The sequence below is a fragment of the Paenibacillus dakarensis genome, assembly GCF_001373415.1.
In the GTDB taxonomy this organism is placed as follows: Bacteria; Bacillota; Bacilli; order Paenibacillales; family Paenibacillaceae; genus Paenibacillus_AQ; species Paenibacillus_AQ dakarensis.
In genome coordinates this window covers 1-14,599 of sequence record NZ_CDSE01000039.1, presented here as the reverse complement: position 1 = coordinate 14,599, position 14,599 = coordinate 1, and the positions used below count along the sequence as shown (strand labels likewise).

17 protein-coding genes and 1 riboswitch are annotated in these 14,599 nt (G+C 46.3%); of the genes, 1 reads left to right on the top strand and 16 read right to left on the bottom strand.

Annotated features, from left to right (window positions below; genetic code table 11):
• Positions 1 to 86: 86 nt before the first annotated feature.
• The 7 genes from veg to BN1234_RS10970 form a co-directional block, all read right to left on the bottom strand.
• Complete coding sequence (gene veg, locus BN1234_RS11000) at positions 87 to 362, bottom strand: biofilm formation stimulator Veg (RefSeq protein ID WP_054956713.1); 276 nt, start codon at positions 360 to 362, stop codon at positions 87 to 89.
• A 329-nt stretch (positions 363 to 691) separates the two neighbouring features.
• Positions 692 to 1,585, bottom strand: coding sequence for a sporulation peptidase YabG (gene yabG / locus BN1234_RS10995; RefSeq protein WP_054956712.1), 894 nt, complete (start codon positions 1,583 to 1,585; stop codon positions 692 to 694).
• A 154-nt stretch (positions 1,586 to 1,739) separates the two neighbouring features.
• A complete protein-coding gene (gene rsmA / locus BN1234_RS10990) occupies positions 1,740 to 2,624 on the bottom strand; it encodes a 16S rRNA (adenine(1518)-N(6)/adenine(1519)-N(6))-dimethyltransferase RsmA (protein WP_054956711.1) in 885 nt (294 codons plus the stop codon).
• Complete coding sequence (rnmV, locus tag BN1234_RS10985; protein WP_054956710.1) at positions 2,621 to 3,172, bottom strand: ribonuclease M5; 552 nt, start codon at positions 3,170 to 3,172, stop codon at positions 2,621 to 2,623. Before rnmV ends, rsmA begins: the two co-directional genes overlap by 4 nt.
• Positions 3,173 to 3,289: 117 nt before the next feature.
• Complete coding sequence (locus tag BN1234_RS10980) at positions 3,290 to 4,531, bottom strand: resuscitation-promoting factor (protein ID WP_054956709.1); 1,242 nt, start codon at positions 4,529 to 4,531, stop codon at positions 3,290 to 3,292.
• Positions 4,532 to 4,796: 265 nt separating this feature from the next.
• Positions 4,797 to 5,013: riboswitch (cyclic di-AMP (ydaO/yuaA leader) on the bottom strand.
• A 197-nt stretch (positions 5,014 to 5,210) separates the two neighbouring features.
• Positions 5,211 to 5,981 carry a TatD family hydrolase gene (locus BN1234_RS10975; protein ID WP_245640148.1) on the bottom strand — a complete coding sequence of 257 codons (771 nt, stop codon included), beginning with the start codon at positions 5,979 to 5,981 and terminating at the stop codon, positions 5,211 to 5,213.
• Between the two features lie 82 nt (positions 5,982 to 6,063).
• Positions 6,064 to 7,353 (bottom strand): HD domain-containing protein, encoded by a 1,290-nt coding sequence (locus tag BN1234_RS10970; protein ID WP_054956707.1) that lies wholly within the window; start codon positions 7,351 to 7,353, stop codon positions 6,064 to 6,066.
• Between the two features lie 320 nt (positions 7,354 to 7,673).
• Between BN1234_RS10970 and BN1234_RS10965 the strand changes: the two genes are divergently transcribed.
• On the top strand, positions 7,674 to 7,928 hold the full coding sequence (locus BN1234_RS10965) for an AbrB/MazE/SpoVT family DNA-binding domain-containing protein (protein ID WP_054956706.1): 255 nt from the start codon (positions 7,674 to 7,676) through the stop codon (positions 7,926 to 7,928).
• 153 nt (positions 7,929 to 8,081) lie between these two features.
• On the opposite strand, the gene rsmI is transcribed toward BN1234_RS10965, so the two are convergent.
• The 9 genes from rsmI to BN1234_RS10920 form a co-directional block, all read right to left on the bottom strand.
• Positions 8,082 to 8,972: a 16S rRNA (cytidine(1402)-2'-O)-methyltransferase gene (gene rsmI / locus BN1234_RS10960; protein ID WP_054956705.1), complete on the bottom strand. Its 891-nt coding sequence runs from the start codon at positions 8,970 to 8,972 to the stop codon at positions 8,082 to 8,084.
• Positions 8,969 to 9,730, bottom strand: coding sequence for a tRNA1(Val) (adenine(37)-N6)-methyltransferase (locus BN1234_RS10955; RefSeq protein WP_054956704.1), 762 nt, complete (start codon positions 9,728 to 9,730; stop codon positions 8,969 to 8,971). The genes rsmI and BN1234_RS10955 overlap by 4 nt, the downstream gene beginning before the upstream one ends.
• Before the next feature lie 86 nt (positions 9,731 to 9,816).
• Positions 9,817 to 10,188, bottom strand: coding sequence for a DNA replication initiation control protein YabA (gene yabA, locus BN1234_RS10950; protein ID WP_054956703.1), 372 nt, complete (start codon positions 10,186 to 10,188; stop codon positions 9,817 to 9,819).
• 32 nt (positions 10,189 to 10,220) lie between these two features.
• Positions 10,221 to 11,021, bottom strand: coding sequence for a PSP1 domain-containing protein (locus BN1234_RS10945; RefSeq protein WP_054956702.1), 801 nt, complete (start codon positions 11,019 to 11,021; stop codon positions 10,221 to 10,223).
• A gap of 58 nt (positions 11,022 to 11,079) precedes the next feature.
• Entirely contained in the window at positions 11,080 to 12,063 is a 984-nt protein-coding gene (gene holB / locus BN1234_RS10940) for a DNA polymerase III subunit delta' (RefSeq protein WP_054956701.1), read from the bottom strand.
• Between the two features lie 112 nt (positions 12,064 to 12,175).
• Entirely contained in the window at positions 12,176 to 12,619 is a 444-nt protein-coding gene (locus BN1234_RS10935) for a YaaR family protein (RefSeq protein ID WP_054956700.1), read from the bottom strand.
• Positions 12,620 to 12,933: 314 nt separating this feature from the next.
• The gene (gene darA, locus BN1234_RS10930; protein ID WP_054956754.1) at positions 12,934 to 13,263 is read right to left on the bottom strand and encodes a cyclic di-AMP receptor DarA; all 330 of its coding nucleotides are present in this window, start codon (positions 13,261 to 13,263) and stop codon (positions 12,934 to 12,936) included.
• 65 nt (positions 13,264 to 13,328) lie between these two features.
• On the bottom strand, positions 13,329 to 13,970 hold the full coding sequence (gene tmk / locus BN1234_RS10925) for a dTMP kinase (protein WP_054956699.1): 642 nt from the start codon (positions 13,968 to 13,970) through the stop codon (positions 13,329 to 13,331).
• A partial coding sequence (locus BN1234_RS10920) for an Orn/Lys/Arg family decarboxylase (RefSeq protein WP_503121317.1) occupies positions 13,970 to 14,599 on the bottom strand: 630 nt, incomplete at its 5' end. The genes tmk and BN1234_RS10920, both read right to left, overlap by 1 nt.

Below are 14,599 nucleotides of genomic sequence, written 5' to 3'. Positions count from 1 at the left end.
TACCATGAGCCTGCCCCCTCATTCCCTTATCCTATGGCAACAAAAAACAGCACCCACTGCTGGATACTGTTCTGCACTACAAAAAGTTATGACTTAACGTAAGTTATACGAAGTTGGCAGTCTTCATCCACAACCATGATTTCTACCGTCTCGGTTAATACATCTGCATAACTATAAGACACTCGTTTAAAGGTTTGCTGGTCTTGATCCAGCTTTACAATGAAAACAGAAGGGTACGTTTCTTCCAAAACACCAGTACGCTCAACGGTCTTGCGGCGACCACCGTTTGCCCGCAGCGTAATTTTTTGCCCAAGATGAGCATCCAAACTGCGTTTGATTTCCAACAGCGCATTTTTAGCCATTGTCGACGACCACCTCTTTCCTTGTCCATTATACCAATTTGCCATAATCTTGTCAAATCAAAACCATTAATTATATCAGCACTAAAATTGTATTGTCAACGAATTTTTTTTGAACATTCAAACATCGATCATTGATGTGTTATTATGCGCAAAACTGACAACAAATATGTACATTTTACGTAATCTTTTCATAGCTTGTCCAAAATCGTTGATAAGTGGGTGTGCTCATGATCGTTCGTAGTATGTGCAATTTGAACCTAAAAAAACCCCAGGATAGGGGTTTTTAGACCTATGGCATGAATTCCTATAATCCTCCCTAGGTGGCGGCTTTAGCTAATCGAGGGAGTTACCTTTAATGTTGATAAATCGTTTAGACGAGGCTGGCCTATTCGATAGGTTCCGCGGGTTTCTATCCCCCCCATACCCTGACTGCCGCTGACCGTATTATGAAGAATATCGTTCAGATTGACGGTGTCACGAAGAGACGTAGATGCCGTCTTGGCGGCCACATAAACCGGATCCAGGGCATGTATCAGCACCCGGCCCGGAGAGCTCGCAAAATTCGCTCCAGCCTGAAGCAGTGCCTCAAAATGCGACTGGCATGCACCTGCTACGATAATAAGAGTATCCAGATTACGTTCATATTGCCTTGCGACTTGGACTGCTTTCACGAAGTTTTGCGAATTTTTGTAGCTGTCCAAACTATACAAGTTACGTGATTCACTTCTTTTCAAAACGCCATCGTGTCCGGTAATGACAACGATATCCGGACGAACGCGCGGCAGCATTCGGTACAGAGCATCAGCCATAGACGCCTCATGAATATAATGTCCCTCGGCCGGAACCCGCAGCTGGTTGTATAGATTCAGGCTTTTTTTCAGATAAAGGGGGTCGCCATCGAGATGCAGCACTTTACCAGGTACATCAAAATACCCCTTTTCCCCTGCTCCCCATTCGTTTCTCAAATCCGCCAGTCGGCGCTCGCTCTGCTCCTGACGGTATTTTTGCAAGTAGCTTAAGGATTCATTTGCTTTAATCTGTGCCTGTTTCGTCCGTTCGCTCATCGCAGGATGCGGCACTTTTACCAGGTCCCCAAGGGGCGAGTCGGCCAGCAGCCGAAAGTCCGTTCCTTTAATGATGGCTGTATTCTGATGTATACCCTCCACCCGGAACGTCACATCGCCGCCGTACGATCTACGAACGACCAAGTCTCCAAAATTCATAACAACACCACCCCTACCTCTATCGTATGGGCTTTTATAAGGATTGGTTCATATACGATGTAAAAATACGGTGCACATATCCTGTCGGACACAAAAAAAGACGCAGCCTTAAAGACTGCGCCCTTGCCATGAATCATGGCGTCTGCTTATTTATTTAACGTATACCCGCTTTCAGAAATACACGGCTAAGCCGGGCATATTCTTCAATGCTGAGCGTCTCTCCGCGCCGTGAGGGGTCAATCTCTGCCTCCTGGAGCAGCTGCTCTAACCGCTCACGTCCCTCCCCCGGGAAAAAGCGGACTTTCAGATTATTGGCAATGGTTTTGCGCCGCTGGGCGAAAGAAGCCTGTATAACCTCAAAGAAGTGGCTCTCATCGTCAACCTCAACAGGAGGCTTGTCCCGTACCTGCAGGCGGATGACTGCTGATTCTACATTAGGCTGGGGAATAAAGACCGTATGCGGAACCGTACACACAAGCTTAGGCTCGCTGTAGTACTGAACAGCAATGCTCAGGCTGCCGTAATCCTTGCTTCCCGGCGAAGCAGCCATACGAACAGCCACCTCTTTTTGAATCATAACGACGATATTCTCAAGCGGCAGCTTCTCTTCCAGCAGTCTCATCAATATCGGTGTTGTAACATAGTAAGGCAGATTGGCTACCACACTGACCTTTGTCACATCACCAAAATTCGTCCGGAACAGCTCCTTCAGGTCCACCTTCAATACATCGCCGTGATGCACTTTTACATTCGGATATGGCTCCAGCACCTCCTGAAGGATCGGTATCAGCCTCTGGTCGATCTCTACAGCGGTTACAGTGCCTGCAGTCTGTGCCAGCTTCTCCGTCAGGGCGCCGATACCCGGGCCAATCTCCAGCGCACCCTTGTCCTTGCTTAAATTTGCTGCCTCAACAATTTTGTACAGTATATTTTGATCGATGAGAAAATTTTGCCCGAGACTCTTCTTGAATGAGAACCCGTGCCGCGAAATAATCTCCTTCGTTCTTCTCGGAGTTGAAATATCCTCTATCCGTGTCATATCTCCGTGCCTCCCTCTTCGAGCTGGGCAAGCGCTGATACAAATTCCTCGCGTGATATTTGAAACATTGCCAGCCGTTTATGAAACTGTTTCCCATTACAATAACCGATCCCCAGCAGATTACCCATGATCATCCGTCTTGCCGCAGCCTGAGGGTGAACCAGGAGTCCTGCTTCAATCAGATCATCCAAGCCAATCTGGCTTTCCGCTCCTTCAAATGAAGTGTGTACACGTTCCAGCGCATGACGAATTGCCTCCGGCGAAGCATTCTCCACCCCGATATCACCTTTTCGAGTGGCATCGGCTTCCGGAATAAAAGCATGCTTGCAGCCAGGGACCTTGCTGTCGATAATCTTGCGGATACGCTCCCCGGCATGGTCCGGGTCCGTCAATATAATAATTCCGCGACGTTCCTGAGCAAGCGCAATCCGCTCAAGCGTGCGGCGGTTGATGGCAGATCCTCCGGTTTCGATCGTATCGGCCTCTACAGCCCGTTTTACAGCCACCGTATCGTCTCGTCCTTCGACAACTATCACTTCTTTGATCATCCGCCCCTACTTCCTTCCCAAAACAAAAGAAGAGGATTTTCATCCTCTTCTTATCATCACATTCATGTAATTAAATAGTATAGCATTAGCATGGCATTGTAAAACGGAAATCATGCGTTAGTTGAGCTCCGGTTTTACAGGTCCAATCACATACACCGTGCGTCCGTTTTTACGTCCGAAATTAAGCGCTGCTTTCAGGGAATCATAATATACATCAATCTTGTTCCCTTTAATTGCGCCACCGGTATCTTCAGCACGACGGAAGCCGATACCTTCAATATATACCCACCAACCGATTGGAATGACATTTGGGTCTACCGCAATGGTACGTCCTTCCGTTACACGTGTGCCGGAAGCTGTACGGGTGCCAATGCCTTTCTCTTCAGAAGAGTATGCAGTCATTGAAACATTATTCAAAACTTTCTTATATTCAAAGTCAATGCCAGCTCTGGAAACCACGTTATTCGCCTTCTCCTTAACAGGAGCTGACTTTTTCACTGGTTGTGCCGAAGCAGAAGACTTCACTGTGGCTTTAGCTGTGACAGGCTTAGCTGCTGCTGCTGTTTTCTTCACTGTATTTTCAACAGCTACAGGTTCAACAACAGGAGGATCAGGAACTACCACTTTTTTCGTACCAACAGCAATAATCTTATCCTTCGTCTTACGCTGAACTTCTTTCTTGATCACTTTCTTGGAAACAAACTTGCCATCCTCATATACTTTCTCAATATGGTGGACAACAACACCTGGCTTCCCGCTTTGAATGACACGATTATCTCCTTTTTCCAGAGAAGGATCGGCCGTTTTGATTACCCGGAAAGCACGATTCTCGGTTTCTTGTACCGTTTGTTTGGAGACACGAACGATCCGGATCTCATCTTCCCCTTTTATTTTTGTTTTCAGGGAAGGCACTACTGTATCGTCGCCCTTGATGGAAATGCCTGACTCCTTGAGTACATCTCCAACCGTATCTTGGGTAGTAAATATAGTGTTTTGTTTGCCGTCTGCGGTTATTTTCACCGCTACCGCCCGGTTAATAATGATTCGGTCTCCATCCTGGAGCACACCGTTTAGCGGCATAGAAACCTCATCCTGCGGTTTCAGGGAAATGGCTTGCTCATCCAGCATTTCATGCAGCAAGGCCTCATGAGTCTCCACTGTGGTGATGCGACCATCAACCACAAGGTGAACTTCTTTGCCCGCCCGATTGTGGGCAACCAGCATAACGAGTAATGTAATTGCGATGGCACCAATAGCGGCCAGCATCAGTTGACGCAAATTCTCATGCTTCCATCGTAATGCGTAAGACATGCTGGATGATTGTGATTCATGGGTCTCTTCGTGTTGAAAAATGCCCACTATGTCATCCTCCTTCATAGTCCCGCCGTCTAGGTGACACATGATTCATTGACGCGACTATAGCAAATTGTCTCACAGGGTGCCCTGCTATAGTTCTACACCCTGCGTTATTCCCCATCTTCCCGTACACACAAATCGTCACCTCCTGTTTACCAACAGTATGACGATCCCATCTCTAATATTCTAAAATAAAAAAAGCCAAAGAAAGAGTTATAGAGACTCTTTCGTGGCTTCCTGAAGTCTTAGAAAATGGTATGCACGAGTTTGCCTCTCTTACTTACGCTTACGGAGTTAGCTGTCGGGTTCGGACGTAAGAGAGACGCCCTATCTTAAGTCACCCGCTCATGGCGGATGCTCTCAAATTCACCCCAAAGACTCTATAAAGAAATCAAATACAGTTCAGCTCTGCAATCTCTGCCAGCTATGCTTGTATCGGTTCCCCCGTTCTCCAATTTAACTTGGAGATTAAGCGAGATGGTTCATAAAATATTCGGCTGTTCATTCGCTCAGCTTCGTATCACTGAAAAGATGATATCCTGTTTCGCTACATGTTGTAAAGCAGCAATCAACCACATTTTTCAGATAAATGGTTAAAAAATTGTAATATAGTCGCCTTTTTTGATTAAAAAACTTTAATTAGTCGTGAATGCTCTGTTTTTCATCCGTTTATCTCCCGATTTCAATTAATTCCAAATCGTTCCAGAGCATTTTGGGTCGTAATTAAACCTATTTCTTCCAGGGACAGGCCTCTAATTCCAGCTGCTGCCTCTGCTACCAATCGTACATGAGCAGACTCATTTCGCTTCCCGCGAAACGGATGTGGTGTTAAGTAAGGGGAGTCGGTTTCGATGAGCAAACGGTCCAACGGAACCTGTGCAATGACCTCTTTCGGCTGCCTTGCATTCTTGAAGGTGATCGGTCCCCCAAACGATATATGAAAGCCCATATGTAAACATAATTTGGCTGTTTCCCAGCTGCCCGAAAAGGAATGCATAACACCGCCGACCTCAGAAGCTTTCTCCTCTTTCAGTATCTTCACAATATCTTCATGAGCATCCCGGTTATGAATAACAATCGGCATGTTCAATTCCCGAGCCAGTCCTATCTGACGACGCAGAACCTTATGCTGCACTTCTTTCGGTGAAGTATCCCAGTGATAATCCAGTCCAATTTCTCCAATAGCCACAACCTTCTCATGACTGCAAAGAGAGGCGATCCACTCCAGGTCTCCATCCTTCATGGTAATGGCGTCTACTGGGTGCCAGCCTACAGCTGCATAAATAAAATCATAGCTCTCAGCAAGTTTCATGGTGGTCGGAATGGTTTCCCGGTTGAATCCAATATTGATCATGCGCGTTACACCAGCCTCCAGCGCACGGTTAATGACCTCTTCCCGATCCTCGTCGAACTCGGGTGCATCCAGATGTGTATGTGTGTCGAATAACATAATGTAATAATCTCCTCTCTTGTCGCAAAAACGTACTGAATTACAGCATTTTATAGCTCTTATAAAGCTGCCCGCTCATGAATAATCATTCACTCTGTCGAAACATATCAGCGATGTCTATAGGCAGCGTATGAAGCACATCCATTATCTTTTCCTCAGGAAAATACAGAAGGTACCGTCCGCGATGAATTCCACTGATTGAACGAACAATATCCGATACTTCTGATATCTCCCGTACCCGTTCATGCCTGTCTAACAGCAGAATTTGTTTATTGCTCTCCGGAGAGCCTGAATGAAATACATCATAAGGAAGGTCGGTTGGATAATCAATCTCAAAGTCATATTTCGGGTTTAATCCCGCCTCCTGAAAGGCTAGGCGAATCCGGTCGATTGTTTCCATATCAATGTTGTCGATTTCTACATATTTATAGAGACGACGATGCATGAACCGGCCGCATAAATCGCTCAAAATCTCATCTGCCTCCATCGTCCACTGCAAAAAGCTAGTCTGAATTAATGCTTCGTCTAAACGTAAATACTGGCTTACGGTCGGATTGCCATCAAATAAAGCAGGAAGAGGGTCCACCATAAATTTAAACGCATAGCCTCCATGATATAGCTCTTTAGCCCTCTTAAATATTTTCCTCAAAATAATTTCAGAGCTCCGGGTGACCGGGTGAAAATAAACCTGCCAATACATCTGATAACGCGACATCAGATAGTCTTCCACAGCATGCATGCCCGATTCCTTCACAACAATCCGATCCCGGTAAGGACGAAGCATCCGGAGAATCCGGTCAATATCAATGGTTCCATAATTAACACCCGTATAGTATGCATCACGCAGCAAATAATCCATCCGGTCAGCATCCAGTGGACTCGTTACCAGATTGATAACAATAGGCTTCTTATATGTCTTGTCTATGACAGAGGCTACCTTCGCCGGGAAATCAGAATCCACTTCCTGCAAAATTTCGTTCACACAGGTATCACCAAGGATGATACGGCACGTCCAATCCTCATGATTCATATGAAAAGTTTCTTCTATAGAATGGGAAAAAGGTCCGTGTCCCAGATCATGAAGGAGTGCGGCACACAATGTAAGCAGACGCTCCTCTTTAGGCCAATCTGAATAACCGCTTCGTTCAAATTGAGAAATGATTCTCCTCGTTATTTCGTAAACACCGAGGGAATGGGAAAATCGGCTGTGCTCTGCACCATGAAAGGTCAGGAAAGAGGTCCCGAGCTGTCTGATCCGGCGCAGCCGTTGAAATTCAGGTGTATTGATTAGCCGCCAGATGATGTCGTCTTGAACATGAATATAGTTATGAACGGGGTCTTTAAATACTTTTTCCTCGCGAATCGGTAAATGCATGGTATTCATCTCCTTTTCATAAACTATTAAACATCACTTTATCACTAGTTTTGACATATAATGTCGAAATATGTCGAAAGTAGTAAAGTCCTGTTTTCCAAATCGACATCCGAAAAAGTAGGCTAATATACCTGCCATTTTTGACATTTTTCTAGGAAAATAGAGGGTTTTGTTCACTATATATTCGTAAATAAGTTTCTTATTTTCAAAAAAATAGGTTGACTGATTTGGGAATCGTTGGTACTATTAATAACATAAAAAATAGAACAATGTCGAATTATGACTTTTTTAAATTATGGCGAGAGGGGAATTAATCAGTTATGATGAAATCAACAGGTATTGTAAGAAAGGTAGACGAGCTAGGACGGGTCGTTATTCCAATTGAACTCCGCCGTACACTCGGAATTGGCGAGAAAGACGCCCTAGAAATCTACGTTGATGGTGAGCGCATTATGCTCAAGAAATACGAGCCTGCATGCATCTTCTGCGGTAACGCAGAGAATGTAACCTACTTCAAAGGTAAAATCGTCTGCAACGAATGTATATCTGAAATTCCATCCCCTGTGACAAATTAAGAAACATAGTATATAATAGGTTTTATTATATTGTTAATTCTAACCTTTTTAATATCTCCTTGCGCCTTCCTCGGCTACGAACCCAAGCCGCTAGGGAGGTATTTTTTTGCTCCAATTCCTCCCCTGCAAGCAGCAGCTCCCTGATTCTCTGGACTAATTACTTAGTAAGGAATTATAAATATCCCGTTTTGAGACACCGCGATCGGCAGCCGTTTTCTTCATGGCATCCTTACGACTCATTCCCTGGTTTTGATAGTGCTCCACATGTGCATCCAATGATAGATTCTGCCACCAGGAATCCTTCTCCCGCTGCTCCTCTTCTTTACTTGCCCCTTCAACAATTATACAATACTCGCCTTGAGGAGGATGTTCCTCCAGCCATTCCAGACACTCCGTAATAGAGCCTCGCACAAACTCTTCATATCGCTTGGTCAGCTCCCTTGCAAGAACTGCCCTTCTCTCCCCAAGCGTTTCGCTCATAATCTCTAATGTCTTCTTCACACGGTGTGGTGATTCATAGAACAAAAGTGTACCTTGTGCCGTTTGAAAGGAAGATAGCTGTGCAATAATATCCTTCTTTTCCCTTGGTAAAAATCCGATAAACGTAAACCGTTCGGTTGGCAGACCCGAGGCAATAAGACCTGACAGTGCAGCATTGGCCCCCGGTATCGGGATAACCGAAATGCCTTCGGCAATAGCCAGTCTGACCAAGTCTGAACCAGGGTCCGAAATGGCCGGCAGACCGGCATCGCTCACGATGGCTGCATTTTTTCCTTCTATTATATAGCGTATAATTTCAGGACCGCTCGCTCCCTTATTATGCTCGTGATAACTAAACAATAACTTCGGTTGAATATTAAAGTGGGTGAGCAGTTTACGCGTTTGCCGTGTATCCTCGGCGGCAATAATATCGCACTCCTGAAGCATACGCACAGCACGATATGTCATATCCTCCAAATTTCCGATAGGTGTCGCCACCAAATACAGTGATCCGGGCTCTCCTTCTTTGCGAGCAGCAAAGCTATTCTGACAGGTCAGGTTCATGATCTTCCCTCACTTGATCCATAATAAACTTCCATCATCTCTTGGCAGTAATTGCCCTGATCATCATAGACAATCAGCGGCGGCCGCAGACGAACCTCCGGTTTCCCATCCTTGATGCATTCGATAAGTACCATATTCGCCTCCATATGAAGACGGGGATGGACAAACCGGATCACCTTGGGCTCCAGACGATATTTCTGCATCAAACTGATGATTTCCGCTAATCGCAGCGGTTTATGCACCATGCTCAGTTTGCCTCCAGGACGAAGCAGTCTTGCTCCTGACTGAATGACTTCCTCAAGTGTACAATGAATTTCATGTCTCGCAATTGCCTGGTGCTCATTCAGCTTAATATCACTGCCATTCATCGGCATGTAAGGCGGATTTACGGTAATCGCATCATAAACCCCATGCCCGGTCTCTAAATACAGCTCCCTTAAATCACCTTCTCTAATCATTACCCGATCCTCAAGGTGATTCATTGCAACGCTCCGTCTGGCCATATCCGCTAATCGTGGCTGAATTTCAATTCCTTCGATGACCGCTTCACTGCGGGTAGTCAGGAGCAATGGAATTACACCGTTTCCGGTACACATATCCAGAATACGCCCGCGGCGCGGAATGCTCGCAAACCGGGCCAGCAGCACGGCATCCATCGAAAAGCTGAATACCTCGTCGCTCTGTATAATACCAATATCTTGGGTTAATAGATCATCCACCCGTTCTGAATGGTGCAGAAGCACTTCTCGTTTCATCATCCCAATCCTTTACCATCTTAATATATGCTGTTATACTTCCATATCTCTTCAGAAAAAAACCGTAGGCAGTTTTCTCCTACGGTTTCTTATTTGTTCAAAAAGGACAGACAGAAGAGGCAATCCCCTTCTGTTCGCAGATGTCCATAATAGACATTGCAAATATGGAAGCCTTCATGATACAACCGGGCCAGATTATCGTACCCTTCCCCAACAACATCCTCACCGTTTTCCTCATCCTTAATGAGCTCCGGCGGCTCTTGCGGGGTTGCCTTATCCGATTCTGCCGATTGAACTTCCCTCTTAAAAACTTTCCGGAGCTGTTCATTTTCAAGGCTGAGACGATGGTTGTCTTCAAGCAGTTCCTTGATGACCAGCTTTAGTTCACCCAGTTCACTGTGCATATGCCCCATCTGTATTTCCATCTCTTGAATGCGCGCAAAAATGTTTTTCTTTTCCAAGATTACACCCCGAAAGTAACCGTTATATTGGTCTACTTGATGACAACGTCATCTAAAGAAAGTTCTTTGACTTTACCGATCTCAAACAGCTGCACATGTACAGTCCGTTTGTCCGCATTGATGCCAACGACCTTACCCTCTCCAAGAGAAGTGACGACCATTTTACCTGCGGACGGAAGTTCTTCCTTAACGCTTTCATAATTGTCATGCTCGAATTTCAAACAACACATCAGTCTTCCGCATAGACCAGAAATTTTGGTCGGATTGAGCGAGAGGCTCTGGTCCTTCGCCATCTTGATGGATACCGGCTCAAAATCACCCAGCCATGAAGAGCAGCATAATACACGTCCACATGGTCCTAAACCACCGAGCATTTTGGCTTCATCACGTACGCCGATCTGGCGCAGTTCAATCCTTGTCCGGAAAATGCCGGCAAGATCCTTAACCAACTCCCGGAAATCCACACGGCCTTCTGCTGTAAAATAAAAAATGATTTTATTGCGGTCAAACGTATATTCTACATCGACCAGCTTCATTTTTAAAGCATGATCCCGAATTTTATTTAAACAGGTTGTGAATGCATCCTTGGCAGCCAGCTTATTCTCCTCTACTACCTGAGCATCAGCATCACCGGCAATACGGATCACTTTCTTCAGCGGAAGAACCACATCCGACTCCTGCACTTCCTTCTTCCCGATTACAACTTGACCATATTCGATACCGCGGGCTGTTTCCACGATAACGGATTGTTCCTTCTCCACCGGAAGATCCAGCGGATCGAAATAATATATTTTGCCCGCTTTTTTAAAGCGAACGCCTACTACACTGTACAAAAATTAACCCCCTTGTTAGCCCGTACATAGTGGCCGTTCTTGGATCTGGGGGCTGCTCTCACACCGGAGTTCCGCCCAAACCCAATAATAACTGTTCAAGACAGAGCTGTCCGTTCACATTATAACGTAACTTCTTCTGACACTCTGCGGCCAAATCCATGTAGGAGACCCACTGTGCCGTGCTGCGGGCTGATGCGTGACCGGAGATAAACTCCGCCTGATCTATGAAAACGAGACGATCTTGTCTTCCGTATTGGACATGTATCATATCCTTGAACCATAAATGGAACAAACTAAACAGCGTGTCCAGATGTTCGGAGAGTCCAGACTTGAACACTTTCTGACCAGCTGTAATGATAGCCGAGCCAGTTCGGTTCAAAGACTCCTTCCCTAATTGTAACACTACGTTTCTAATTTCTGCAAACCAATTCTCATTCAAAATTCTTCTGCATCCTTCAAGGCCTGAGGCCAAATGGACCGCACACCGGACAAGAGGCAGCGGATACCCTTCGCGGGTAAGAGCCTGCTCCATCATTTCCGGATTCAGTGCCTTAAAGGGAACCGTCTGTGAACGGGACTGGATCGTTGGAAGTAATGCTTGCCCATTCTCGGCAATAAGAATGGCAACCGCCGGGACTTGAGGCTCCTCCAGAAATTTCAGCAGACTGTTTGCAGCCTGAACGGTCATCTTATCGGCCTGGTCTATAATATATACCTTCGGATTGCTGTTCTCGGACCGATATGAAAAAATCCGCTGTAATTCACGGATCTGGTCAATCTTTATACTGGCTCCATCCGGTTGAATCAGTGTTAAATCGGGATGGTTGCCATGCTCTACCTTTCGGCATTCCAAACATTCACCGCATGCATCATCCTTGCTTTCCGTACAGAATAAGGCCTTAGCAAAAGTCATCGCAGTCTCCAGCTGTCCGGCACCCGAAGGTCCACTGAACAGATAAGCATGGCTGACTGCTTCTCGCCGCAGCGCACCCTGGAGCAGCTGTTTCGCTGTCTCCTGGCCTAATATATCGTTAAAAGACATAAGTCCTCTCACTTTCTCCTTCTAGTAGAAACGGTATTTTCACAGATTGCCCATTCCATTGCTTCGATCCATGACATTATCGTATCGCCAGGAGGCATACCGTTCCATATCTTTAAAAAACCAAATTTATCAGCATTCCGCGAATTTCGCCGATTTTACCGAGCAGCTCGATTTTTCCTTGTTCGCTTTCCAGCAAATCATCCGCTAGAGAGAGCAGCACCGAATCAATCTCATCGATGACATTGTACCGCTTGCCGCGGCCCCTGCGATCCCATCCGCGCGTTTCCTTCATGGTTACGCCCCGGCGGACGGTTTCTTCAAGGAATTTCTTCACCATCAAGCGATATGTCTTCAGTTCCCTAATCGTCATCGCACGGGCCAGTCGATCACCCTGCATTGCGATTTCACGCATCTGACGATTTAACTCCTCCTTGGAGGCCTTCTCACCCTGCTGATGCATCATGTCGGAGAAGGTCTTTTGCTGGATCGGTTTAGTATTGTTATCCGGGACCGACAATTCACTTTTCATGGGCCTGAAGCCCGGATTAATCTTCACCGAAATCTACCGCCTTTTTATACTGCTGAATCAATTCTCATAACTTATGATAACAACTTTTCGGAGGACAGACTCTGCTCATCAAGCATGAGCATCTTATAGCACTGTCCCCCGGGCAACAGGATATTATTTCATTTGCAGTACATCACTACTCAAGCAGATGTCTTTCTTATGATATCAGAACCTGACCCCTGCGTTGTGATAAGCATCTGATCTCCTAAGAAAACATCCCCAAAGTTAACCTAGCATGTTCGTACAAGCAGGTATCAACACCGTTCATTATACCTGAATACAAATCTAAAAATGTATATTTATTAAAAATGCTCAAAACGCTCGACAGGAAGCACGAACACGGTCGCTCCGCCTACTTGTACCTCTACCGGAAGCGGCAAATAGGAATCTGTCGTACCGCTCATAGGTGTAACCGGAGTAACCAGCTGTTCACGTACTTTACAGCTATTACGGATTACACTCATGACGCTTTCCACCTGACCATCATCTACCCCGATCATGAACGTGGTATTCCCGGCCTTCAAAAATCCCCCGGTACTCGCCAGCTTCGTTGCTCGGAAATTTGCCTTAACCAGACCTGCTGAAAGACGGTTGCTGTCTTTATCCTGTACAATCGCAACGATCAACTTCATGTGAAACCCCTCCGTTTTCATAGTGTGGCATCCTAAATGCCTAATATATTATTTGACAATCATCCTTAAAAATCCTTTAAAATCGCGCTTTCCAGCACGCGGATCATCTCCTGCTCGACTTGGGATAGTGATTTCGACGCATCGATAACCTTAATTCGATCAGGATATCGGCCCGCTAATAATCTATACCCATCCCTCACCATATGATGAAACGCTAAGCTCTCCATATCCAGTCGATTATACTCTCGATCCGGGTTTGACATAATGCGGGATAGTCCGGTTTCCGGGTCAATATCAAGAAGAAGCGTAATATCCGGCATCCGGTTCTCAATGGCAAATTGATTAATAGCCCATACCTCGTCGATTCCAATACCCCTTGCGATCCCCTGGTACACAAGACTGCTGTCAACAAAACGGTCGCATATCACCGTCAATCCCTCAGCCAGTGCCGGTTCAACCTTTTCGACAAGATGCTGTCTGCGTGCTGCCGCATATAACAAGGCCTCCGTCCTGGCATCCATACTCGTATGCTCCGGATTCAGAATGATCGAACGAATCTTTTCCGCAATGTCGATACCGCCGGGCTCCCGGGTGATGAGGTAAGGTATCGAATTATTCTGCATATAGGCGGCCAGCCTGCCGATCATCGTTGTTTTTCCGGTCCCTTCTCCTCCCTCAATGGTAATAAATAATGGTTTGCGGTTCATTAGGTTCCCTGCTTTCTTGAATTCTTGTATACGAGGATCGTCCTCATAGAGTGATCTTCCGTCCCCTGGCATTTAGCACCTGCATCTCTTATCGCAATGAGCTGCGCTGCAATGTCCCCGGTAATGCGTTCACCCGGATACAGAATCGGAATTCCAGGCGGATAAGGAATAACCATCTCGGCTGCAATCCTCCCTGCACTGTTCTCTACAGAGATGGATTCCATAAGCTGCGGATCGCCAGGCACCAGACTGAACTGAACGGGCTCGGAAAATAGTCTTTTGCTGTCAGGAATGTTCCACGTGGAAACATGGGGCTTCTCGGTTTGCACCGGATTCAGGTGACTGGACTCTCTTGTTTCAGCCTCACCTTCCTCTACAATATGCCGGAGAGCCCATAAAAGGTGATTGGCATCCTCCTCCGTAGATCCTAACGTAAAGAGCAGAACGACATATCGTTCGTCGCTCATCTCCGGGACACAGCCGCGCGCTTCAAGCGCGTGCTGGAGTCCATAGCCGCTCAGGGCCCCGGTGCGGTCATATATGACCGCTTTGAAGGGGTCCTGGCGCGTGTATGCCGCCGCCCGCAGCTGGTGCGGCGGCTGGGCTTGTCCGCCGCCGGCCGTGCCTGC